Source organism: Mesorhizobium sp. L2C066B000 (assembly GCF_000502335.1).
Lineage (GTDB): Bacteria > Pseudomonadota > Alphaproteobacteria > Rhizobiales > Rhizobiaceae > Mesorhizobium.
The window spans coordinates 24,676-49,199 of the sequence record NZ_AYWZ01000021.1 but is presented as its reverse complement, the minus strand read 5'-3'; the positions used below and the strand labels follow the sequence as shown (position 1 = coordinate 49,199).

The 24,524-nt window shown below is 58.3% G+C and carries 19 protein-coding genes and 1 pseudogene; 4 read left to right on the top strand and 16 right to left on the bottom strand.

Features of this window, described 5'->3' with window-relative positions; all coding sequences use genetic code 11:
* Window positions 1-236 precede the first annotated feature (236 nt).
* Window positions 237-746 (top strand): annotated as a pseudogene (locus X733_RS01000000166700) (SMC-Scp complex subunit ScpB); the annotation flags it as partial.
* An 837-nt stretch (window positions 747-1,583) separates the two neighbouring features.
* Entirely contained in the window at window positions 1,584-2,024 is a 441-nt protein-coding gene (locus X733_RS1000000168750) for a MucR family transcriptional regulator (protein WP_081740757.1), read from the top strand.
* Window positions 2,025-3,136: 1,112 nt separating this feature from the next.
* On the opposite strand, the gene pcaF is transcribed toward X733_RS1000000168750, so the two are convergent.
* The 6 genes from pcaF to X733_RS138750 form a co-directional block, all read right to left on the bottom strand.
* Window positions 3,137-4,342 carry a 3-oxoadipyl-CoA thiolase gene (pcaF, locus tag X733_RS138725; RefSeq protein ID WP_031194120.1) on the bottom strand — a complete coding sequence of 402 codons (1,206 nt, stop codon included), beginning with the start codon at window positions 4,340-4,342 and terminating at the stop codon, window positions 3,137-3,139.
* A gap of 1 nt (window position 4,343) precedes the next feature.
* Window positions 4,344-5,150: a CoA-transferase subunit beta gene (locus tag X733_RS138730; RefSeq protein ID WP_023820064.1), complete on the bottom strand. Its 807-nt coding sequence runs from the start codon at window positions 5,148-5,150 to the stop codon at window positions 4,344-4,346.
* Window positions 5,147-6,004, bottom strand: coding sequence for a CoA transferase subunit A (locus X733_RS138735; RefSeq protein WP_023820063.1), 858 nt, complete (start codon window positions 6,002-6,004; stop codon window positions 5,147-5,149). The genes X733_RS138730 and X733_RS138735 overlap by 4 nt, the downstream gene beginning before the upstream one ends.
* Before the next feature lie 211 nt (window positions 6,005-6,215).
* Window positions 6,216-7,772: an aldehyde dehydrogenase family protein gene (locus X733_RS138740; protein ID WP_023743459.1), complete on the bottom strand. Its 1,557-nt coding sequence runs from the start codon at window positions 7,770-7,772 to the stop codon at window positions 6,216-6,218.
* A gap of 436 nt (window positions 7,773-8,208) precedes the next feature.
* Complete coding sequence (locus X733_RS138745; RefSeq protein WP_245274526.1) at window positions 8,209-9,606, bottom strand: VOC family protein; 1,398 nt, start codon at window positions 9,604-9,606, stop codon at window positions 8,209-8,211.
* A gap of 379 nt (window positions 9,607-9,985) precedes the next feature.
* Window positions 9,986-11,101, bottom strand: a complete 1,116-nt coding sequence (locus X733_RS138750; protein WP_023820061.1) for a saccharopine dehydrogenase family protein — start codon at window positions 11,099-11,101, stop codon at window positions 9,986-9,988.
* Window positions 11,102-11,229: 128 nt separating this feature from the next.
* On the opposite strand from X733_RS138750, the gene X733_RS138755 reads away from it, so the two are divergent.
* Both X733_RS138755 and X733_RS138760 read left to right on the top strand, forming a co-directional pair.
* Window positions 11,230-11,661: an Lrp/AsnC family transcriptional regulator gene (locus X733_RS138755; protein WP_031194117.1), complete on the top strand. Its 432-nt coding sequence runs from the start codon at window positions 11,230-11,232 to the stop codon at window positions 11,659-11,661.
* A 138-nt stretch (window positions 11,662-11,799) separates the two neighbouring features.
* Window positions 11,800-12,705, top strand: a complete 906-nt coding sequence (locus X733_RS138760; protein WP_031194115.1) for a LysR substrate-binding domain-containing protein — start codon at window positions 11,800-11,802, stop codon at window positions 12,703-12,705.
* 44 nt (window positions 12,706-12,749) lie between these two features.
* On the opposite strand, the gene X733_RS0135845 is transcribed toward X733_RS138760, so the two are convergent.
* From X733_RS0135845 to X733_RS138805, 10 genes are all read right to left on the bottom strand, one after another.
* On the bottom strand, window positions 12,750-13,802 hold the full coding sequence (locus X733_RS0135845; RefSeq protein ID WP_031194112.1) for a GlxA family transcriptional regulator: 1,053 nt from the start codon (window positions 13,800-13,802) through the stop codon (window positions 12,750-12,752).
* A gap of 140 nt (window positions 13,803-13,942) precedes the next feature.
* Window positions 13,943-15,271, bottom strand: coding sequence for an aspartate aminotransferase family protein (locus X733_RS138765; RefSeq protein ID WP_023820056.1), 1,329 nt, complete (start codon window positions 15,269-15,271; stop codon window positions 13,943-13,945).
* Window positions 15,272-15,290: 19 nt separating this feature from the next.
* Window positions 15,291-15,614, bottom strand: a complete 324-nt coding sequence (gene fdxA, locus X733_RS138770; protein WP_023743535.1) for a ferredoxin FdxA — start codon at window positions 15,612-15,614, stop codon at window positions 15,291-15,293.
* A 45-nt stretch (window positions 15,615-15,659) separates the two neighbouring features.
* On the bottom strand, window positions 15,660-17,090 hold the full coding sequence (locus X733_RS138775; protein WP_050588716.1) for a hypothetical protein: 1,431 nt from the start codon (window positions 17,088-17,090) through the stop codon (window positions 15,660-15,662).
* A 790-nt stretch (window positions 17,091-17,880) separates the two neighbouring features.
* Window positions 17,881-18,588 carry an amino acid ABC transporter ATP-binding protein gene (locus X733_RS0135840; RefSeq protein ID WP_245274536.1) on the bottom strand — a complete coding sequence of 236 codons (708 nt, stop codon included), beginning with the start codon at window positions 18,586-18,588 and terminating at the stop codon, window positions 17,881-17,883.
* A 282-nt stretch (window positions 18,589-18,870) separates the two neighbouring features.
* On the bottom strand, window positions 18,871-19,581 hold the full coding sequence (gene ehuD, locus X733_RS138785; protein WP_023820051.1) for an ectoine/hydroxyectoine ABC transporter permease subunit EhuD: 711 nt from the start codon (window positions 19,579-19,581) through the stop codon (window positions 18,871-18,873).
* Between the two features lie 3 nt (window positions 19,582-19,584).
* On the bottom strand, window positions 19,585-20,247 hold the full coding sequence (ehuC, locus tag X733_RS138790) for an ectoine/hydroxyectoine ABC transporter permease subunit EhuC (RefSeq protein ID WP_023820050.1): 663 nt from the start codon (window positions 20,245-20,247) through the stop codon (window positions 19,585-19,587).
* A 14-nt stretch (window positions 20,248-20,261) separates the two neighbouring features.
* Window positions 20,262-21,155: an ectoine/hydroxyectoine ABC transporter substrate-binding protein EhuB gene (gene ehuB / locus X733_RS138795; RefSeq protein WP_023820049.1), complete on the bottom strand. Its 894-nt coding sequence runs from the start codon at window positions 21,153-21,155 to the stop codon at window positions 20,262-20,264.
* Window positions 21,156-21,694: 539 nt separating this feature from the next.
* Window positions 21,695-22,807: a pyridoxal phosphate-dependent aminotransferase family protein gene (locus X733_RS138800; RefSeq protein WP_023820048.1), complete on the bottom strand. Its 1,113-nt coding sequence runs from the start codon at window positions 22,805-22,807 to the stop codon at window positions 21,695-21,697.
* 632 nt (window positions 22,808-23,439) lie between these two features.
* Window positions 23,440-24,510 (bottom strand): ABC transporter ATP-binding protein, encoded by a 1,071-nt coding sequence (locus X733_RS138805; protein ID WP_031194102.1) that lies wholly within the window; start codon window positions 24,508-24,510, stop codon window positions 23,440-23,442.
* Between the last annotated feature and the right edge of the window lie 14 nt (window positions 24,511-24,524).

Below are 24,524 nucleotides of genomic sequence, written 5' to 3'. Positions count from 1 at the left end.
TCCTGCCGATCAGCGACCAGCTGTCATTATCGGGCAATTGCGCCGGGTCCTGGCACGACCAGCGGTTGGAAAACTGTCTCAATCCCTCACCTGCATCGGCGGTCGGCAGCCTTTTGACGACAAACCGAAATTGGTTTTCTACCCAGAAGGGAGAGGTAAAGATCGTAGGCACTTTGGTCTTGTAGGAGAGCATCGCGCAAAACGGCGAGTATGTGATCGACTTTCCCTCCCAGGTGATGCGCGGCAGCGAACCGGTCACCCGTGAGGTGCTTGCGCGCATTGTCGGCAAGAGCTGCAGCATCGACCTGCTGATCGATGACATCCGCGAGGAATTGCGCGGCCGGCCCTATGACCTCTCGCCGTCGCCGGCGGCTGGAAGCACCTGACCCGGCCGGCCTATGCCGACGCCATCCGCGCCGCCGTCGGCGGACGTGAGAAGACGGCCGACCTGACACAGTCCGAGGTTTTGGTGCTGATGTGCATTGGCTACTTCCAGCCGATCACCCGCGCCGAGTTGTCATCGTTCTTCGGCAAGGAGATCAGCCGCGATTTATTGGTCATCTTCGCGGTGCCGGCCTGATCGCTTCCGGGCCGCGCAGCCCGACGCCGGGCGCGCCCTACACCTAACGACAAAACAATTCCTGCTGGAATTCGGCCTCGACACGCTGCGCGACCTGCCGGATTTCGAGGCGCTCGAGGATGCCGGACTGCTGAGCAAGGAGAAGCTGCTTGCGGGCGACATCATGCCAGGGTTTTCAGATAGCGATCGGGATGACGTTCGGAGCCCGACATCTGAAAGCAGATCCGACCCGACCTCGGGGTTTACAGCCCATATCGCCTTTGTCCCGCCTTGGCGCAAGTCGGCCTGGGTCCGTCAAACGAGCGCGCATCAAGCTGCCGGTTGCGCGATCCGACCAACGACGATGGCTATTCCAACGCCGCATCAACAGGGGAAGGAGTCAACCTTCGATGGTCTGAGCGAGATTTGTAAGTCAGCTAGCTCCGCCACGACGTCAGATCTGAACGTCGAACACAGTTCGATCAAGTCATCTTGCCGGGTATCAGCCCGATGTGATTCAGTCGGAGTGTCGTTCGAGATGGCTACGAATCGCGTTCATGGCCCGAACTGGCTCCTCAGGAGGATCTAAACCCAATACCGGCGCCATCCTCTTCGCTGGCTTCATTACCCCGCACGGCAAAGAGCCTCAAATAGATAGTGAATGCTCTCTGTCATAAGAAACTAGGAGACCCGACTAGATGGTTTTTGTAACAATAGCGACAGCTTTATTAGGCACTTGTGGTCTCCACTCCATGATATCCCGCTTCGCATAGTCCGGAACCTGCGTTTGACGCTCCTAGATCATATTCAATTGAGTAAGTTTCAACATCCTTTGGCCCCATACCAACCGGGAGGATGGTTTGGCGTGGATACGCTTTGTCACCAAACGAAAGTTCGTTTTGCCCCTGCGTCATACAGAAATGCCAAATATCCGGCTTGATCCGGGAAAATCCGAGTGGCATAGGTTGGAGGCATATCGTCTCTTTGACGGATATGAGGATCTGATGATTGAAGGAGCACGTTGATGCCCGGGGAACCAACCAATAATATGATTGAACTTACTGCAGATATCGTTGCCGCCTATGTCCAAAAAAACTCTGTGCCAGTGTCTGGATTGCCTGATTTGATTGCCAGCGTGAATTCGGCACTGTCCAATATTGGTCCGCCAACTCCCATTGCAGAACCGGCTCCTAAGCCGGCAGTCAACCCCAAAAAGTCAGTATTTCCAGACTATATTATAAGCCTTGAGGACGGTAGGAAATACAAGTCGCTTAAACGCCATCTCGCGACTAGTCATGGCTTGACACCCGATGAATACCGGGCAAGATGGGGTTTGCCGAAAGACTATCCCATGGTTGCGCCGAGTTATTCGGCGACCCGATCGGCTTTGGCAAAGTCGCTGGGCTTGGGAAGGAAGCCGGCTCCAGCCAAGAAACCTGCGGCAAAACGCAAGGCGAAGGCCTGAGCTGTGCACGTCAAGGCCAGAGGGAGCTTTTGACGTCGCAGCGAATTTACGTTTTTGGATGGCCCAGCCGGCGGAGGCGGGCAAGGCCGCACACGACGTGTATAGCCGAATGCGGTCACTGCTGCATCTCAATGCGCCACACTTCGACCATCGCGAGCCCGGCTTCCGCTTTGGTTTGCGGTCTCTGCGAAGCTGAATGACGGTGAATGTCCAGGCATTCAGCTCGCAAGTTCGTTAGCGGCATCAAGAAGCCGCGTAACAGCTACCGCCCGACACTCAACGCCATCCCGAAGGATGGCGTCGAGCACCGTCACGCAGGTCACGCCCGGATACGGCCGAGGCAGTGAGCCTCGCTGGCATAAGTCGACAGCGCTTAGACATCGATCGTGAGAATGCTGGCCACCAAGTGCCTATTCGCAAACCATACGGTACCGCTTGCCGGGCTCGCTGACGTTCTTGCAGACAAGCACCTTGTGCGGCTCGGAAGAGGAGAGCGGCGGACTTGCGGCCCGCCAAACGACTCTCTTTGATGTCTTTTGACCTGCCGAACGGCGCGGTTCGAGCCTCTCCGGCTCCTGTGGCGCAACCGGAAACACCCTGGTTTCGATCTGTTGCTGCTGCAGGCGTGGCGGCTCTTTGTCAAAGAATCGCCTGGCATCAAGCGATCTTGGAATAATCACCGTACCATCATCGCTGTGCGCGCAGCCGCTGCCCAACAGTAAGGCCAGCCCAAGAGGAAAAAAGGCAGAATCCGTTCAAACATAAGCATACCCTTGGCGGGCGTATACCCCGGCTTGCGGGTCGCCGACAACCGGCGCAAGGGCACGAAGAAAGGGCGCATTGCTTGCCGCCCTTTCGAAATTGTCGAGATGCGTGGACCTTTAAAAGCCCATACCGCCCATGCCGCCGCCAGGCATGCCGCCGCCAGCCGACTCCTTCTTCGGAGCCTCCGCGATCATGGCTTCGGTGGTGACCACCCTGAAATCGCGGCAACATTGGCTGCGGATTGATCGAATGCCAATCGGCGAGCGCTCAAGGAACGCCGATTTAGCAAATAACGCAAAGTTATTCGCGGAGAATTGCGTCGGTCCGCTGTACTGATCACCGGAGTGTTACACCTGCTGCAACGCGATCGCGATGCCCTGGCCGACACCGATGCACATTGTGGCCAGTGCATAGCGGCCGCCGCGTTCGAGTAGCTCCAGCGCCGCGGTGCCGGATATGCGCGCGCCCGACATGCCCAGGGGATGGCCAAGCGCGATGGCGCCGCCATTCGGGTTGACGTGCTCGGCGTCCTCGGCAATGCCGAGTTGGCGCAATACGGCAATGCCTTGCGAGGCAAAGGCTTCGTTGAGCTCGATGACATCGAACTGTTTTGGCGTCAGGCCAAGCCGGGCGCACAGCCTCTGCGTCGCCGGCGCGGGACCGATCCCCATGATGCGCGGCGCGACGCCCGCGGCGGCACCCCCGAGAATGCGGGCGATCGGCGTCAGGCCGTACTTCTTCACGACTGCCTCGGAGGCAACGATCAGCGCCGCCGCGCCGTCATTGACCCCGGAGGCATTGCCGGCCGTCACAGTACCGCCCTGCCGGAACGGTGTTGGCAATTTGGCCAGCGCCTCGACCGTGCTGCCGGCACGCGGATGCTCGTCCTTCGAAACGACAATCGCATCGCCCTTGCGCTGCGGGATCATCACCTCTGTGATTTCCTTCGCCAGTCGGCCATTGGCCTGTGCGGCGACCGCCTTGTCCTGGCTGCGCACGGCAAAGGCATCCTGGTCCGCGCGGGAGATCGCGAACTCTTCCGCCACATTCTCGCCGGTCTCCGGCATCGATTCGACACCATACTGCTTCTTCATCAGCGGGTTGACGAAGCGCCAGCCGATGGTGGTGTCGAAAATCTCGGCATTGCGCGAAAACGCCGTCTCCGCCTTGGGCATGACGAAAGGCGCCCGGCTCATCGATTCGACACCACCGGCGATCATCAGCTCCGCCTCGCCGGCCTTGATCGCTCGCGCCGCAATGGTCAGCGCATCCATGCCGGAACCGCACAGGCGGTTGACGGTCGAACCCGGAACCTCCTTCGGCAGGCCAGCCAGCAGCAGCGCCATGCGCGCCACATTGCGATTGTCCTCGCCGGCCTGGTTGGCGCAGCCATAGACGACGTCGTCCACCGCTTGCCAGTCGATGCCGGGGTTGCGCTCGACCAGCGCCTTCAGCGGTATGGCGCCGAGATCGTCTGATCGTACCGAGGACAGCGAACCACCGAAGCGGCCGATCGGCGTGCGGATGTAGTCGCAGATATAGGCCTCGGCCATGTCATGCAGCCTTTGCTTTTCCGGGTCCCTCATGCGCCGCCTTGGTGCGGGCCTGCAGGTCGCGCAATGTCGTGAGTTCGAGTTCGCTTGGCGCCGGTGTTTCGTCAAGCGCCTCGGCGAACTTAACCACCCAGCCACAGGTCTCCTGCACCTGTTCACGTGTGACGCCCGGATGCAGCGACACGACCGTGAATTCCTTGGTCACGGGGTCCGGTTTCCAGATAGCAAGATCGGTGATCAGCAAGGTCGGCCCAGCCGTGTCGATGCCGAGGCGCTTGCGATGATCGCCACCCTCGCCATGGCCGAAGGAGGTGGAGAAATCGATTTTCTCGACCATGCCGCGCTTGGTCTGCGCCATGGTCATGTAGATTTCCTTCGACGAGGTTGCGATCTCCGGCGCGCCGCCCCCGCCGGGCAGCCGGGTCTTGGGGTGAAAATAGTCGCCGATGACCGTGGTGTTGATGTTGCCGAACTTGTCGAGCTGAGCGGCACCGAGGAAGCCGATCGAAATGCGGCCGCCCTGCAGCCAATAGCGGAACATTTCCGGCACCGCGACGGTGGTGACGGCGGTCTCGCACAATTCGCCGTCGCCGATCGACAGCGGCAGCACGTCAGGTGCTGTGCCGATCGTGCCGCTCTCGTAGATCAGCGTGATGTCGGGCGCATGCGTCAGCCGGGCCACATTGCAGGCGGCCGACGGCGCACCGATGCCGACGAAGCAGACATCCTCATTCCGCAGCGCGCGGCTCGCCGCGATGATCATCATCTCGTTGGGGGTGAAGCCCAAGGGGTTATGATTTTCGCTCATGCCGCTTTCCTCAGATGCTTGACTCTGGCGGCGAAATCACCGGCGCTCTTCTCCATGACGTTCACCTGCATCCATGCGCGGAATTTCACGCGGTCCGCAGCGATCTCGTCCCATTCTAGATAGGCCGCATTGTCGCGCGCATAATAGCCATGCGCATAGGACGGATGCGACCCGCCGGGCACCACCGATATCGCTGATATCGTCCAGCGCGGCAGCACGGTTAGATTGGGGTGGAGATGGTCAAAATTGTCGACCACCTCCTCCACTGTCACCACGGCCCGCTTGGCCGCCAGCACTGCTTCCTTCTGGATGCCGACAATGCCCTCGACCAGCACATTGCCTTTTTTGTCGGCCTTCTGCGCATGGATGAAGGTGACGTCCGGCCGGATCGAGGGAACGGCGGCCAGCATTTCGCCGGTGAACGGACAGGTCACCGACTTGATGTTCGGATTGACCGCCGCAAGGCCCGCGCCGCGATAGCCGCGGAACACCGCGCATGGCAGGCCGGCAGCGCCCGCCTCATAGGCATTGGCCATGCCGGCATGGCTGTGCTCCTCGACCTCGATCGCCCGGGGAAAGCCGTTCTCGATGGCGTCTCGGGCGCGCCGCAGCAGGCCGACGCCAGGATTGCCGAGATAGGAGAAGATGATCTTCTTCGCCATGCCCATGCCGATCATCTGGTCGTAGATCAGGTCCGGCGTCATGCGGATCAGGGTCAGGTCGCGAAACCCCTGGCGGATCGCCTCATGCGCCGCCGCCGTCGGGATCAGATGGGTGAAACCCTCAAAGGCAACGCAGTCGCCATTGTTCAAGTTCTCCGCAACGGCTTGTTTGAGCGGCAGGAACTTGACCATCGCAGGAACTCCAAAAAAGTGGAACATGCGTGCAGGGGATCTGCACGCGTTTTAAAGCGGTTGCTCGCGCCATCTTCGATGTCGTCTGATATTAGAAGCGCCCCGTTGGTGGGGAGGACACCGGCAGGGCTCGCCGCCCATACGTCGCGACCGTGGCGCCTGGACATCACAGCCAAGCGTGGCTTCCGGCGGCGACCTCTTCGCTGGCTACTTACTCGACTTCGAACGTCACGCCCTGAGCGAGCGGCAGGCTGCGACCGTAGTTAATGGTATTGGTGGCCCGGCGCATATAAGCTTTCCAGGCGTCCGATCCGGATTCGCGGCCGCCGCCAGTTTCCTTTTCGCCGCCGAATGCGCCACCGATTTCGGCGCCGGATGGGCCGATATTCACATTGGCTATGCCGCAGTCTGAACCTCGCACGGAAAGAAAAGTCTCGGCCTCGCGCAGGTCATTGGTGAAGATCGAGGACGACAGGCCTTGCGGCACGGCGTTGTGCAGCCGCAGGGCCTCATCGAAATCACTGTAACGAATCACGTAGAGGATGGGGGCAAAGGTCTCTTTTTCAACCGAACCTGTCTGCTCGGCGATCTCGACCAGCGCAGGGCGGACATAATAGGCGTCCTCGCCGAAGCCGACATCGACCCTCTCGCCGCCAAAGACCGTGCCGTCAGCGGCCCTTGCGTCGGAAAGGGCGGCCTGCTGTGCGTCGTAGGCTGCCTTGCCAATCAAGGGGCCGATGAGGTTTCCCGATTCGAGAGGGTTTCCGACCGAAACGGAGGCATAGGCCTTCTTCAGTCGCGGAATGAAGCTGTCATAGACGCTGTCATGCACGAACAAGCGCCGCAGCGAAGTGCAGCGTTGCCCGGCGGTGCCCATCGCTGAGAAGGCGATGCCGCGCAGGGCCAGGTCTAAATCCGCGGTGGCGGTGACGATTGCCGCATTGTTTCCACCCAGCTCCAGGATTGAGCGACCGAAACGGGAGGCGACGCGAGGACCGACCGCGCGACCCATCGCCGTCGAACCGGTGGCGGAGAGCAGCGGCATCATCGGATGGTCGACTAGCACCTCGCCGATATCCCGGGCGCCGATCAGCACGCTCGCAAGTCCATGTGGGACGCTTCCGCCTTGATCCTGGAAGCGCTTGACCGCCCGGCCGAACAAGGCTTGAGTCGCTAGCGCGGTTAGCGGCGTCTTCTCCGACGGCTTCCAGACAATGGAATTCCCACAGACCAGGGCAAGCGCCGCGTTCCACGACCACACGGCGACAGGGAAGTTGAATGCCGAGATGATGCCGGTGACGCCGAGCGGATGCCAGGTTTCCATCATGCGGTGCTCAGCACGCTCGGTAGCGATCGTCAAGCCATACAACTGACGCGATAGGCCGACCGCGAAGTCGCAGATGTCGATCATCTCCTGGACCTCGCCAAGGCCCTCCGAAGGGATCTTGCCCACTTCTATCGAGACAAGACGTCCGAGGTCAGCCTTGGCCACCCTGAGCTCCTCGCCAAGCAAACGGATCAGTTCGCCGCGCTTAGGCGCGGGCACCAGTCGCCACTCGAGGAAGGCCGAATGCGCGTTCTCAATGGCTTTGTTGGTGTTTGCCGTATCGACCGTCTTCACTCGCGCTAGAGTCTCGCCCGAAATGGGTGATTTCACGATGAGCTCGCCAGCGGTCAGGGCGGCGACATCGACCCCGCATCGACTGAGGATCGCGGCGACCTCGTCGGCGAGCGATGGACGGGCGATCTGCGTGGCGTGGGAAGTCATGGTGTTCCTCCAAGTGTTAGGAATGCGTATTGGCGGCGACAGGTGCGTGACAGAGATGCGGTAAGTTGGTGGCACCGGGAGCGTACCTGCTTCAGCAAGAAGCCTCGCTTGAGCGGGTTCCTGTTCCGCGACCTTTCAATGGCCACACCGACGTCGGCGACTGACCGTTGATGCCGGTTTCCACCGCCACGGCCCGAAAGCGGTGAGCGCTCAAAATCACCTGAAGCGGCAGGATTAATAATGCGGTCTAACTCGTCTTCCTCACGTGGATGAAGAACCGTAACCGGTACGATCAGAAAGATGCTGTCGTTAGCGGCGAACAGAATTGGGCTAGAGAAGCTGGGCGGGAAGTCGCCACAGCAACCGGAGCGCCCCAGCGCGCCAAAGATCCGCAATAAATCGGCTGTCGCGGCCTTCCTGATCCGCTGCACTGTGGTCATGGCGCTTTGCGTGCTGCTTTGCTTAGGTGCGCCAATGCCCCGTCGATCGAGTCCTGTTGCGCCTTGGCGTAGAGATCAAGTTCGTTGGCGACCTTAACTCCCAAGCCTTGTTCGAAAGCGTCCCGATTGGAACATTCCGAATAGTTCTGCTGCTCGTCGGTATCGAGATTCGATTGGAAAATTCCCGCAGCGCTGACTGGCAGGAAATCTTCATAGATGATCGGATCGAAATGCAAATGGCCGCTCGCGACGAGCTCATCGACTGATCGCAGTATCTGCTTGCTTGCAGCAGCGGCAAGGCCTTCCCGAGTCGGTGCGTATCGAAAATAGGCGAGTCCTTGTTCGCGAAGTGCGCTCCAACTGTCGGGAAACTCCTTGAACCGCCCTGTCAGTTGGCTCTCGTAGGTACCGGCATGAGAGCCTGCAACGCCAACCTGGACCTGGCGGCGAACCGACGCCAGCAGCCTGTCATAGAGCTTGCGTCCCTTCGGCGTGAGCGCAACGCCGCGCTGCTCGATTTCACCGAACCGGGCCGTGTGCCTGCCCTCTACCAAGGCCCCTTCTGCTGCTTTGAACACAATTCGCTCCTCAATCGCCTTGAAGCTGGTCTGGCGAAGCAGGATCGGGCACACGCGACGCGGCGGGCCCTCGATGACCGCCTTGGGCGTGATGCCGCGTTTGGGCATGACGGCCTGCACCGCGTCTATGTCAAGCGTGCGCGGCGTCAGGTGGTTGATGTGCGGTCCGCGGAAACTCACGATGTCGGCAATCAGGCGGTGAGCGCCGTGCAGCTTGTTGTAGGTGGCAAGCGTCACGGCTGCGTCGCTATGCCAGCGGAAAGTCTCCAGAACCTCGCGTACAAACTCCTCGGCCTCGGCCTGCTCAAGGCCGCCCTCGGCCTCGAAGACCTCGACGAGTTCGAGTGCGCGCGGGGTGAAGATCTGTCGCTGCGCCAGTATGCGCGCTGCCATTTTGCGCAGCGCTTCGTCCTCGATCAGCTCGAGGCGAAGAAGCGAGGTGAAAACGCGAAACGGGTTGTTTCGCAGCGCATCGTCTTCGACAGGGCGGAAGGCCGTGGAATGCACGGGCACGCCAGCGACCGACAGATCGTAGTAACCGACCGGATGCATGCCGAGCACCGCAAAGATGCGGCGGATGTTGAAGAGTTCTTCCGGCGTGCCGAGACGAATGGCGCCGTGACGCTCGACACCGAGCCGGTCCAACTCGTGGCTGCGGCGCAATGCCTGTTCCAGCTCCGGGTCGCTTGCCATCGTTGCAGTGTTGATGTCGGTTACCAGCCCAATGAGGGTGCCATACTGCGGCACCTCGCTGCGGTACATCTCCGACATGGCATTCGAAAAGAGCGACCGGATCTCGTCGGCGTGGACCGTCATCGAAGACATCCTGAGCGACTTTATCTGAGCATGCATGGTCATACGGACCTCCTGAATGCCAACCGGGAAAGAAGCAGCCGACGCTTGCGGCTGCTCAAGGGATCGGGATGCGATCAAACCATCCTTCTGCCGGCTTCGATATCGACATCTATTCAGAAGTTCATTCCGAAATGGAATGAATACAAATTGAGACGGCTCGATCGACGGCATCACCCAGCTTCAGCCTAATCTACATGTTGGAATGCGTTCACGTTCGATCTGATAGCCTGAAGCCGGAGTAATCTCGCCGTGAACGCCAAGCCCCCGCCTGAGGGTTAAGGCGAGGGTCTAAGCGTGGAACTTCCGCCGACCGACAAGGAAGGAAGGGGGACATGCCTGGTCATGCGGCGATAGTAACACCATGGCCCTTCACCGGTTCTCCCTGGCGATAATAGAGGCCGAAGCGGTTTCGCAAAAATGCGTCGAGGGCAATGTCCTCCTGGCGAACGAAGCCGGAGGCCGGAATATTGCCGTCAGCAAGCAGATCGAGTACCGCGCAGATGCTGGAAGCGGTCGTAACCTGGATCGCGCTCGTGGTGCGGCCACCAATCTGCGTGCTGTAGATCTTGTTCGCATAGGTCTCCTGGATCAGGCGGCCGCTCCTGCGCCCGGAAACCGTGACAAACACGATCACGACGTCCTGTAGCGTCGTCGGCAGGGCGTTTTCGAGTATGTCCTTCAGCACCTCACGGCGGTGTCGTAGCCCCAAGTCCTGCAAAAGCGCCTTCATGATCGCGGCGTGACCAGGATAGCGGATGGTTCGATAGTTGAGCGTATTGACCTTGCCCTTCAGCGTTTCGCATAGCGTCCCCAATCCGCCGGAGGTGTTGAAGGCCTCATAGGTTACGCCGTCGAGCGAGAATTCTTCCCGCTCCTCCAGTGCCGGCACTTCAATGAGCTCGCCGTTGACGACGGCCTCGCAGGGCTGGATGTACTCGTTGATGACCCCGTCCGTGCTCCAGGTGAGGTTGTAGTTCAAGGCGTTGCTCGGAAACTGCGGGAGTGCGCCAACGCGCAGCCGCACGCTGTCGAGGCTGTCGAACTTGCGGGCAAGGTCGCTGGCCACGATAGAGATGAAACCGGGCGCCAGACCGCATTGTGGAATAAATGCCGACTTGGCTGTCCTGGCGATCTGTCTCACCTGCCGAGTGGATTCTACATCCTCCGTAAGGTCGAGATAATGCACCCCAGCTTTGGCAGCGGCAGTGGCGATGGAAACTGTAAGCTGGAAAGGCGCCGCGCTTAGCACAGCAAATTTGCCGGACAGCTGAGCCGACAAGGCTGCTTCGTCGGTGATATCGAGGATTGCCGTCGAAAGGGCGGGACCACTTTCAATTTCCGCCAGTTGATGCGCGCTGCGGTCAACGACTGTCACATGATAGTCCCCGGTATCCGCGAGCAACCGAGCGATCGTGGATCCGATCTTTCCTGATCCGATGACGACGACGTCTTTCATTGTTTCCTCCTGCGACGCGACTTTGGTCCGAGCGCGTCATGTCTCTCAGGTCGCGCGGTTGATTTGCAGCGATGAATTTCATAAAACTCCTATTCATTTTGGGCATATCGCAGGGACAGTTTGACAAAATGCAGGTCTCGGCAAAAGATCGCCAACTTCTGATGCTGCTTGCCGAAGACGCGCGCACGCCCATCGCCGTGCTTGCCCGCAAGCTGGACCTCTCACGAACAACCGTTCAGACTCGGTTGGACCGCCTTGAACAGGAGGGGGTCATCGCCGGATATGGCGTGCGGCTGTCAGACACTTACGAGCACGGCCTGGTTCGAGCTCATGTCATGATTGTCCTCAAGTCCAAGGCGCTCGGCGCGGTCGTTCGCGCGCTTCGTGCTCTTCCGGAAGTCATGTCCGTCCATTCGGTCAGCGGGGGCTTCGACCTGATCGCCGACGTTGCCGCGCCATCGATCAGCGAGCTTGACAAGACTATCGACGTGATTGGTGACGTCGAGGGTGTCGAAAAAACCCAGTCGTCGATCATCCTTTCGACGCGATTCCAGCGATAGGCACCGGACTGGTGCCGTGCGGCGGCGCCGGCGACCCAAGCAGCCAACAGCTGCCGAGAGCTGTTGAAATGAACTGGATGAACGTACTAGATACGAAGCATGAGTTCCGCTCACAGAAGGTGGTAGGGTTTGCATTCGGTGGGTCACCACAATCTCCCCTCCTATGCCCTGTTGCGCAGCTTTGAATGCGCTGCGCGTCACGAAAGCTTTACACAGGCGGCCGAGGAGCTTCATCTCACGCAAAGCGCAGTCAGCCGACAAGTCAAAGAGCTTGAAGACATGATGGGCGCGACATTGTTCAGGCGGGTTGGACGACGGGTCGTAGTAACCGAGGCTGGCAGGCGGTTTGCGGCGGACCTGGCGATCGATCTCGAGAACCTCAAGCAATCGGTGGTGCGGGCGATTGCAGTCGGCGAGCGAATGTCGACGTTGCGCATCGGTATACTGCCAACATTTGCCAGTCGTTGGCTGATCCCCAGACTAGCGACGTTCCTGGGCGATCATCCCAATATCGAAATCAGGCTGGAAACCCGCACCGTACCGTTCGATCTCACCCGAGAACGCTTCGATGTCGCCATCCATTTTGGAAGGGCCGACTGGCCAGACGCCCGTATGGCCAAGCTGTTTGATGAGGAAATGCTGCCGGTAGCATCTCCCAAATTCCGCGACACGCGCATGGCCACCGAGCCGGCGCGTCTCGCGGAGGCTCCGCTGCTGCACCTCATTACCCGCGAGAGCGCATGGATTGACTGGTTTGCCATGAACAACATCCGCGACAAGCGGCTGCTGACCGGCCGGCATTTCGATCAGTTTTCCATGATCATCTCGGCTGCCGTGGCCTCCCTTGGCGCCGCGCTTCTACCCAAGTATCTGATCGAAACTGAGCTCGAGGGGGGAATTCTGATCCCGCTAAGCGACATGGCCTTAAAGACGCATAACAGCTATTTTGTTGTCAGCGCGGCTGGCGACGTCAATCCACAGGTAAACGCTTTTACACGCTGGCTGATGGCGGCGGCCAAACGCGCCCACCGGCCACCAGCATAGCTTCTCACAATTCACCTAAGACTGCGCTGCATTTAGGCTGCCTATCACGACACGACCGAGCATGCCCAGGGACGAACATGACTCGGCAGCCTTCCGAAATGATCTTTGAAGGCTTTCGAAAAATGCGAAGATGAAACATATCCGCAGGCTATTGCCACCTCGATGACCGACATGTCTGTCGTCTCGAGAAGTTGCCGTGCCTTTTTGAGCCTAACCTGAGAGTAATAAGTCATCGGGGTAGTCTTCAGGTGCTTTGAGAATAGACGCTCGATTTGGCGACGCGATAAACTGACTGAGTGAGCGATTTTCTTGAGAGGCAACGGATCCTCTACATGCCCCTCCATCAGCCTGATCACGCGAATGAACTTTTCGAGGGCGCCGCTGTAGCGCACTCCAAGCGGCACCGATTGGCAATGGTTACCTGTACGAAATCTGTCCGCACTCAACTGACCACAAACTCGCCGGGCCAGGTTCTCTCCGTGCCGAAGGCGGATCATTTCAGCTGCAAGATCGAACGCTGCGAACTCGCCGGCGCAAGTTGTAACGGAGGCATGCTGGACAAAGAGGCAATCTTCGGTGACCAAGTCCGAGAACTTTTCGCCTAAAGCTGCAAGTTTCGACCAATGAATCGTGCATCGCATGCTGCCATGTAAAATCCCTGCGTCAGCCAGCAACCAAGCAGCGGTTCCAATCGCACAGATTGGCAATTTGCGGCGACTTTTCGAGCGCAAGAGAGCGGAGAGCAGACGTGATTTTTGCTCTTCGATGCGCTCTCCACCGATTATTACAATCGGTGAATCGTCATCGTTGTTTCTGTAGCAATTGATGTCGATGTCGGCCGAAATTGCAATGCCGCTCGAGCTCAGCACGGGGGACATATCTGTGCCGATGATTCGCCAGCCAAATAACTTTTCGCCGGCGCTGCAATTCGCTTGATAAAACGGTTCTACGAACGAAGAAAGGCTAAGCTGCGAGAACCCTGGCAGAACAAGAATGTTGAACCTGAGCGTGCTCTCAGATGATGCCTTTCCTTCCGATGAGACTGCGTCGTAGTCGGGGTCCGGTGCGGGCAAGCCTATTTTGGCGGTTTTAACCATGGTCAGGCCTTCGTTTCCGCCTCGCTGCTATCAGGTCGCTAGGGTTGCAGGATCAGACCCACTTAGCAGCGGCGTGACGGTCAGCGACCTTGACCTTCCAGCCGCTCGTTGCCTCCACATTCCGCGCCCCAGTGGCGTGGTTACAAATGAGGCTTCATCTTTCGTAGAGCGATGAGAACCACAGCAGCCATGTCATCAATGTCATGCTCAGACATTGCCGTTGACAGGAAACCAGTACCCGTTTCGACCATGAGCAGGCCGCCGTCGAAAAGATGTCCGACGAATGTTGAAAGAAGTGCAGCTTTCTCCGGCGACAGGTAAGCTTGCCGGTAGTTCTCAGGCGCGTCCGCGGATAGGTGGATACGAAACATCGAGCCTCTGCCGGTAACACAAGCAGGCACGTCGGCAGTCTTGATAGCCTCGCCGATCGAGCCGCGTGCGCGGTCGCCCAGTGCGTTGAGCCTGTCAACAGCTTCCCGGTCGTACAACTTCATCGCCGTATGGCCGGCGATCATCGTGATTGGGTTTGCCGAGAAAGTGCCAGAAAGCGGGAAAGGCGCCGGACCATTGAGGGGGTTCAGGACTTCCATCACCTCAGCACTACCGGCAATGGCCCCGGCGGGAAAACCGCCCCCTATCATCTTGCCTAAGGCCGTGATGTCCGGCTGGACATCATACCATTGCTGCGCCCCTCCAAATTTGGACCGGAACGTGATCACTTCGTCGAAGATCAAGAGCGCCCCGTTATGCTCGGTCCAGCGTCTCAGCGCTTGAATGAAATCTTCGGCCGCTTGTACCACGCCTATGCGATGAGGAAGCAGGTCGACCAGCACACACGCCAATTGGTCGCGATGTTCGTCGAGTATCTCGAGCGCCCGTTGCGCATCATTGAATGGGATCACAACGACATCGTCGAGTAAGCGCTGAGGCGTCCCACGCGACACAGCAACGCTGGATGGGCGCTCCGGCTGTCCCCAATTGTCCGGCTTGGCCGTCTGGCTTGCCTCTGCATAGTCGTAGAGGCCGTGATAGGCCCCTTCGACCTTTGCGATCTTCGGTCGCCCGGTGAATGCCCGCGCGGCTTTGAGGCTCGCCATGACCGCCTCGGTGCCCGAATTGACGAAGCGGATTCTCTCAAAGGCCGGATTGCGGCTGCGAATATACTCGGCGTAATCGATCTCGACTTCCGTACCGAGGGTAAAAGCGGTTCCTTTCTGCAACTGCTCGCTGACAGCAGCAACGATCGCCGGGTGCGCATGCCCGTGAATCAGCGAGGCAATATTATTCGCAAAGTCGGTGCGACGGACGCCCTCCACGTCATAGACGTAGCACCCTTGCCCTCTCTCGACGTAGATCGGATGCGGCTTGCGCAAAATCGTATTTCGACTACATCCGCCAGGCAAAACGGATTTGGCGCGCTCAAACAGGGCTGCGCTTTTCGATATATCCGTATGCAAATTAGCGTCCATGCGCGTCTCCCAACAGCAGCTAGCGGTCCAAATGGCTGAACTTGCCTTGCACCCCGTCCCACGCCGCTGCGTCGGGGAGTGATTCCTTGGAATCAGTTATGTTGGGCCACAATCGCGAAAGCTCTTCGTTCAGCTCCAAAAAGTGCTTCATATCCGCCGGCAGGTCCGTATCCCGGTAGATCGCTTTTGCCGGACACACCGGTGTACAGGCATCGCAATCAATGCATTCGTCGGGGTGAATAACGAGAAAGTTCGGCCCCTCGTAAAAGCAGTCGACCGGGCACGCATCTACGCAGTCGGTAAATTTGCACTTGATGCAATTCTCGGTGACAACAAAGGTCACGTTGGGCCCCCATACTGTTTGGAAATGGCGAATCCTATCGCGCGCCTATTCCGCCGCCTGCAGGAATGCGGGGTTGATCCCATACATGGAATAGAGGCCAGCCTCGTCGAAGATGACGCGATCATCGTAACCGTTGAACCAGATTGCCTCTGGGTTTCGGCCGACCATGGTCACCTTGCATCGGTCGCGTGCATCAGCGGCTGAACGCAAGAGCTTGAAGATCACGACGCCTTTTTCACCACCAGGAACTCCCGGAACGGGCTCGTTGGTGACGGCCGCCACTTCGGTCTTGCCCTTGTAGTGCGTGATCGAAAGCCGCGCATGGGCCTCGACGCCCGACAGGCCCTTTTGCGACTCGTTCAAAATCTGCCATGCGCGCTCGATCGGCACATTGAATGCCTTGTGCCCGACTATGTCGCGACCACAGAAGAAATAGTGGTTGTTGATGCCGTTTCGGAGCATCTCGCGTTGCATGATCCGCAGCGCTTCGGCATCGTCGTTGATATCGCGGATGATCGGCGACTGATTGTGGATGGTGATCCAGTCGCGCCTGGCGAGTTCCTTGACCGCAACCCGCGTTTCGGGGATCCATTGCAGCCCACCGCCCTGATTGTCGACATAGCCGCCATCCGGTGTCTTGCGGAGAAACTCATCAGGATGGTTGAAGTGCACCATCATCCGCAGGCTGACCTCCGGATAGGCCTCATGAAAGCCGTCGAGCATCGCAAAGAACGTCTGGTCGAACCGCTGCGGATGAAAAGCGAGCTCCTTGGTTCCGATGCGGATGTTCTCGACGCCGGCCTCCGCGAGCCCGGCCAGCCAGGCAGCAATGTTCTTGTTCCCCAGAACCATGGGATCGCCGCCTGACATCAGGATCTCGCGAAGCTTCTCACGGCCGGTTTCTGGATGGCGGCCGCCATTCGCCGCCACCGCCCTATTGTGTTCGCTGATGTATTCGACAATCTCCCCGAGCTGCGCCAAGCCTTTTGGAGCAACTGTCCCGTCCTCACGGGTGATCTCCTTGCGGCCGATCAGTTCCTCCCGGTAGCAGAAGCGACAGTGGGCGGAGCAGGTGGACGCCACATAGAGCAGACCAAGCTCATACTTATGGATCAACCCCTCGCGTGGGCTGTAGGTCATTTGCTTGCCCGGATCTTCGGCACCGTCGAGATCATAGGTTTCCTTCGGGCTGGCTTTCACCAGCGTCTGCATGGGCCGACTGTATTGCGCCTGCTCATAATAATGCCGCGTGATCTTGATCGGCATCCGGGCTTCCAGATCCTTAGCGGTCCCCTTCAGTTCAAGGATCCGGTCGAGTTCTTCTTGCGAGTAGAAACCCCGCATGTCCTGGGACACGTCACCGCTAGCGAACTTGGCTATGCCGGTGATGATCTGCCGGTCGTATTTGCCATTGACCACCTTGTCCAGAAACGACTGCTCACGCTGCGATGGCATGTATTTCTCGATGGCATTCACAGCGCGCACCTCCAAAGCTGAAGTATTCCGGTCCGCCGCAGAAGTCGGTTACGGACCGGTGTCTTACTTTTACTGCCGCAGTGTCAGATGCCTTGGGCGGACTTACAAACGCATATATGTCACCATTCAGTGACCGGCACTCATGAGAGATGATTGGCAGGATGGCGATGATACAGTCCGCCTTCATGCCAGCGGATGGTTCGAAGTTTGTTCCGATTGTCGCGGCACTCACCCCGGAGCTCCTCCCAGGGCATGTTTTGCACCTCCATCAACAACGAAGGTACCAACGTTGAACCTCGGAAGCACCGAGCAGCGTAAGCGATACGCCAAGGCACCTTGCAATAGGCTGATGAACATGGAGCTTTCGCGCGATGACATTGGAACATGCGAGGGGCGATATGGTCGCCGAGTTAAGCGGCGCCGCGGCGGCCGAAGAGCTTTCAACGGTGCCCGGGCGCGTGCGGCAACGAAGACTGTGGAGTTGCACCGAGAAGCGCGCGTTGGTCGACCTGGCGAGCGCGGCGGGGTCGTCGGTGACGAGGTCGCGCAAGCGTTCGGCTGCTTATACTCTGCTCTGCTTCGCCGAGCGGGATAGGCGGATAGGCCGGTTTGCCTGCTGAGGACAACTTCTACCACTCGCAAGGGCACACAAGCGAAATGGGCTGTAAGCTGGCACCCGCCTCAACCAACTTCGCCACTTCGCAATGACGAGCCCGCGATCGCGCGGCGGGAGTCCACGCCAGGAAGGTCCTCGGCGGATTTGTTATTCTCGGGGTCCGCCCGTAACGAGCTACTGCAAGATCTGGCTCAAGAACAGCTTCGTTCGCTCATGCTTGGGACTGCTAAAGAATTCGGCTGGCGAGTTCTGTTCGACGATCTCGCCCTGATCCATAAAGATGACGCGGTTTGCGACCTGGCGGGCAAAGCCCATCTCGTGGGTTACGCACAGCATCGTCATGCCCTCCTCTGCGAGCAAGACCATGGTGTCGAGCACTTCGCTGATCATTTCAGGATCAAGCGCCGACGTCGGCTCGTCGAAGAGCATGACGCGCGGGTTCATGCACAGCGAGCGGGCGATCGCCACGCGCTGCTGCTGACCACCCGAGAGTTGGCCGGGATATTTGTTGACCTGCTCGGGAATCTTGACGCGCTTGAGGAAATGCATGGCGATTTCCTCAGCTCGCTTTCTAGGAATCTTGCGCACCCACATTGGCCCCAGCGTGCAGTTCTCGAGGATCGTCAGATGCGGAAATAGATTGAAGTGCTGGAACACCATGCCGACCTCGCGACGCACCTCGTCGATACTTTTGAGTTTGCTGGTGAGTTCGATGCCGTCTACGACGATCTTCCCCCTCTGGTGCTCCTCGAGCCCATTGATGCAGCGGATCATCGTCGACTTCCCTGAACCAGATGGCCCACACACCACGATGCGTTCGCCTCGCATGACCTTTAAATTAATATTTCTCAGGACCTGAAAAGCGCCAAAGTATTTATGCATGTTGACAATCTCGATGGCTACTTCGGCATCGGTCACCTGCGGCTCTGGACGACTTCCAGAGATGTTGAAATCGGTGTTTATCTGATCCATGGAAGTTATTGCCTCGATTAATCGCGTTAGTCGTTGGTTCGCCGAAAAGGCCCCGACGCGGGAATACGATCTTACCCGTTCCGACCAGTTTGCTGTTGCGTCCAACTCACAAGCTCCGGCGCCTCAGTTAACGCTACAGTGTTAGTGCGTAGGCCAGCGTAGCGAACCCTCTCCGGCTCACCGTGCACGTATCTAACCTTGCTCACTCGGTATGTTCAGAGGGTCATTGATCAGCGATCGCGGAAGTTTCATGCCTCGCGTTGAGAACCTACGCTCAAGCTTGCGCACGAAATAGGCGGCCATCAAGCTTACGCTCAAGAGGATCACTGTAACGGCAGTATAAGGCTCATTGTAGCGATAGGTGAGGCCGGCGACATTGTTAGCGGCGCCAAAGAGATCGACCACGGTAATCGCAGCAAGGAGCGGTGTCTCCTTGAAGAGGCCGATGAGGTAGTTACCAAGCGGGGGAATCATGGGCGGCACCGCCTGAGGTAGAATAACCTTGAGCCACAAGGGCAGAGGCTTGAGGCCAATGGCCAGTGCTGCTTCCCATTGGCCCCTCGCCACACCCTCGATGCCAGCGCGATAGACTTCTGCGATATAGGCGCCGATATGAAGTCCTAAGCACAAAATGCCCGTCGCTAGGGCAGAGAAGCGGATGCCGAAGGATGGCAATACGTAGAAAGCGAAATAGAGCTGTACCAGGAGCGGCGTGCAGCGCATGAAAGCGATATAGCCACCGCAAGAAAGTCGCAGCGGCATACTCTTCGAGCGACGGCCCAGCGCCAGGATCAACCCGATGATGAGAGCGAGCGCGAAGCCGCCGAAGGTGGCCTCGACTGTAACAAGAAGCCCGCGCAGGAGTTGGGGAAGGATTTGGATCAGGAATTCAAAGCTAAACATCTCTTACCCTCGCCGATAGCGTGCGGCATAACGCTCGGCCGAACGTACGATTAGACTTAGCGGATAGGCGATTGCGAAATAGAGCAGAAGCACCAGCGTCCATACTTCGACGGTGTGGCCGGTGGTAACAACCATCTGGCGGCCGGAGAAAGTGAGCTCGGTAATTGTGATGAGTGAAACGAGGGATGTCGCCTTGACCAGATCGATCAGCAAATTGCCGAAGGACGGCAGCATTACGACAAGCGCCTGGGGAAGGACGACGAGCCTGTAGGTCTGGGCTTTGGTGAGACCTAAGGAAGTCGCCCCTTCATGCTGGCCGGGCCCGATCGCGAGAATGCCTGCGCGCACCACTTCCGAGCCATAAGCTGAGAGATTGAGCCCAAGACCAATGACGGCAGTAGCAGTTGGCTGCAGCGAAATACCGAAAGCGGGCAGGATGAAGAACAGATAATAGAGCTGAACGATCGCCGAAGTGCCGCGCAGAATCTCCACATAGGCAGTAGTCAGGCCTCTCACCAAAGGGTTGGAGACAAAGCGGAGCAGTCCGATGACGAAAGAAAGAACGAAAGCCAGAACTGCTGTAAGCACAGTGATCTCGAACGTGACCGCAGCCCCCTTAAGGAGCTGCGGCAGCACGTCGAGTGCGACGATGTTATGAAGATCCATGTCCAGAGTTTAAATCAGGCTTTGCAGATCTGTTCCGCCGTCTTCACGCCATCCGGCAGTTCAGCCTTGCCGTATCCGTAGCTCGAGATGATCTCCAAGAGCTTACCGGAAGACAGGAGTTCGGCAAGTCCTGCGTCGAGCGCCTGTGTTAGGTCCGCATCGGCCTTGCGCAGCCCTAAGGCGGAATAGCCATATTTCTGCTCGCCGTTTGCATCTTTGATCTGCTCGAAGCCTTCGACCCGTTCAACGGTCGGATCGTTCGCGGACTTGAGCAGCTCGTTGAGCTCAAGCGACGGGAAGTAAATCACATCGCAGCGACCTGCTTTGAGACCTGCCAGAGCTTCGGTTGCATTGGCGAACAGCACGACGCGGTCAGTAGGCACGTTCGCTTTGGTCAGATCCTCGACATTGGCCGAACCAGTCTGAGTGCCGACCACCACATCGGAATGGGCAGCGACCTCCGCTATGCTCTTGACCCCTTTGGGGTTGCCCTTGAGCGCCGCAAAGCCTGCGCCCGCACGGGTTACCGGATTGGTGAACGAGATCGCCTCACAGCGCGCTGGGAGAATGTACATGCCGGCGCCGATTATGTCGAAGCGATCTGCATTGATGCCAGGAATGAGAGCGTTGAACTCGACGATCTCGGCCTTGAGTTCCTTCACGCCGTGCGGCGCTAGAATTGCAGCGATGACATCCGGAATGGCGCCCTTGACCTTGCCATCAGTATCGACATAGCCGTAAGGTTTCTCATTTGCGACACCAACGCGCACGACACCATCCTTCGTAATCCGCTGCAGCGTGCCTTCGGCACGGGCTATCGATGGCAAGATGAGCGAGCTGGTCGCGAGTGCCGCAGCGCCAAGGAAATCGCGACGCGAGAGTGAGAAGCCAGTCATATTGTAAACCATTCCCCAATTTCCTTCTTTTGATTGCTCTTGGTATTCGCTTAGAGCGAATTCGAACCGGCCTTAGATAGGCCTCACGTCGGTCGGGCGCCGTATAATGTCACTCACCCGCCTAGCAGACATGCTAACTCCCTGAATTTGAGCATCAGTCCATCGATCCCATCTGTAAACGAAAGAGTTCATGCAACATCTCTCACCTGTGATATATGGTGAGAGGCCGTGTCGTAGTGTCCGAGGTGCGAAACTGCGGTGACAGCTCGGCCACGTCCCCGATCTCTTTGGCATCCGCACAGGTATTTATCCCGAAGGTTGTAGCATCCGCGCGCAGCGTCAGTGATGGCGGCAGTCAACGCCGATCAAGCTGTGATTTCTGCCGACAACGATCTTGCTGGCGGCGCTGCCGATTTCGGCTGATTTTCGTTCGAAAGTCGATCAATTTTCGCAGCCAGGCCGAGCGATGGCTCCCGACCGGCGGCTACTGGCCGGGCGCGTTCAAGTGGCGGAGCGAGCGACCAACGCTCGCAACCTTCTCGGTCCGTACACTAAAGACAAATCTTAAGTGCTGCGACCAGGTCATCGATTTGGGCGCGGGAGTGGCTCGAAAAAATCGCGATTCTTAACGTTTCGACCGGGGGAGCGTCGGAATACCCATCGGCCGCCACATACTTTACGACCATGTCTTTCTCTCGCAGCCTGCTATAGACCCGCTTCAGGTTGGTGGGTGCCTGAACGCTGAAGATTGGCACCGGTGTTTCCGGAATGGAAAGCCCCAAACTACTGAGACCATCGCGCATATGTTTCAAATTGGTGCGCAATGCCTGCAGCATGGTCGGATCGTCCCTGAAGAGGCGCAGTCCCGCTCCGGCAGCAGCCACAGCAGGAACGGGGGGCCATGAGGCACCGGGGATTACTCCGGCTTTTGCAGCAATCTTTTCGGCGAGCACGCGGCTTACCGGAACAATACCGCCAAAGCCGCCAAAAGCCTTGCTGAGCGTGCCCGCGCAGAAAGTGCCGCTTCCCTCGACGCCAAAATGTTCCAACGTTCCTCGCCCGGAGGTCCCGAGCACCCCAACTCCGTGCGAATCATCGATGCATAATAGTCCGCCTGGATACGCTTTCAGCAGCTCGACTAAGTGATCCACCGGCGCCAGCGCGCCGGTGATTGGAAAAACCCCGTCGGTTACCACGACAGGCTTTTGCCCCGGCTTGAGGTGCCGCTTTAATTGATCCGATAGATCCTGCGGATCGCAATGACGAAACCAAACTACAGGCCTCTCTACACATCTCAGCGCATCCCTAACGCTGAAATGGGATCTTTCATCAGCGAACGCGACGTCATAGTCGTCACTCAAAGCCAAAAGCAGCGCCATAATGGACAGATATCCCGACGCCACGGAGACAGCCTTCTCGCACCCGAAATGTTGGCAAACCAATGCCTCTGTTTCCGCGTAGATCGCCATCTTGGCGTGCGTCCCGGGACCGAGACCGTAAGTACGCAGAGCCGCTATCGCTGCTTCGATGACTGCAGGGGCACCGTGTAGCGTGTGATAACTGGTACCGCTAAAATAACTGACCTCGCGGCCATCGATCCGCATTCGCGCACCGATTGGCGAGTCCATTCGGAAACTCGGGTCGGCAAGGTTTTCGTCGTTCATCGTGCGCTCCGGCTAGGCATGCGGCATTGCATACCGTCAATGAAGTCCCCATCTGGATCGGCGTAGATACCAGCTGCATGGGGTAGAGTAATGAATGGCGTCGGCTCCCCCTTCCGCGAGAACACTGCGTTTGTGGCGACGGCAATCGCCACGGGATTTGCCTTCGCAACTGGTCCCAATCAGAATCTCATTTTCGCGCCCACTAGGCTCTTAACCTCTCGATTTTTGCAAATGCCGCGCGGGGGTAGCCGCCTCAAGAACCCTTCAATGCTGGCAACCATCGCGAGACAGCGTCCATGCCATCCCAGTGATGAACATGCGTTCCGTCTCAAAAGGCAGTTGCGATCATCTAATCTCGCCTGGATCATTCCAGAATCCATTGACCCTTGAAAATACAATATCCATCTCGGTCAATTCATTTCCGATATATGGATTGGGCCTAGTGGCCCTGACCACTCACAACGAATTTTGCCAGGCGCAATCACAGTCCCGCCCTCCGGCAGAATGCGCTTGCCGATTGAGCAGATGCGGTCGCCTCGCACTTTGCTTCAGCGTCGAATCTCTGCTTCGCGCGCACATTAGTCAATAAATGACCAAGCCATGGCCATGCCACCGCACAGATCCGCCGTCACTTAGTTCAACACAATGCAGTTTTCCGCATCCCACGAAATGGTGACCGAGGTTCCCCCGACAAGCTGGGTCTGCCCCCGGTTCTGCTGCTTGACCGTGACGGTTTCATTTTCGCAGCGAACCGCATAGCGCGTCATTTCACCCAGAAACAGTGCATGCTCGACGACCCCATTGAGGACATTCTCGGCGTGAGCGATCACCCCGCGAGGGCTGATATCAACATGCTCGGGCCGTACAAACAGCCAACCCGCATCACCACCTCGCAATTGCCCAGATAGGCGAGCGACGCCCGTAGCCTTGCCAATGGTCACTTTGCCCGAGCCATTTTCGATACGATCGACACGGCACGAGAGAAGGTTGGACTCACCGACGAACGACGCGACGAAACGGTCCTGCGGACTGTAGTAGAGGCTCCTGCTGTCGGCGACCTGAACAAGCCTGCCTTCATTGATGACTGCAACCCGGTCTGACATGGTAAGCGCTTCGTCCTGATCGTGGGTAACGAAGACGACCGTCATATTCAGTTCATCCTGGATGCGCATAATTTCGATTTTCATATGTTCACGAAGATTGCGGTCGAGAGCACCCAAGGGTTCGTCCATCAGCAGGATACTCGGATTGAAGACGACTGCGCGTGCAAGGGCAATGCGCTGCTGCTGTCCACCAGAAAGCTGATTTGGGTAGCGATCGCGGTACTCGACCATCTTGACCAGTTGCAGGGCGCGCAAGACTTTTTCCTCCGTCTCGGCGCGCCCGACTTTGCGAACCTTTAAGGGAAAGGCGACGTTCTCCGCAACGGTCATATGCGGAAATAACGCATAGTTCTGGAACACCATGCCTATGCCGCGCTCGTAAGGGGGCACGTCCACGATTGAGCGGGACCCGAGCAACATGTCGCCACCACTCGGCGACTCGAAGCCGGCGATCATTTTGAGCGCGGTGGTCTTGCCGGACCCGGACGGACCAAGAAAGGTCAGGAATTCGCCCGGTTCGACGTAGAGATCGAAGTCGCGCACAACGTGGAGGGAGCCATACCACTTCTGGATTTTCTTCATCTCAAGGCTGGTGGACATCATTGCCTCCCGTC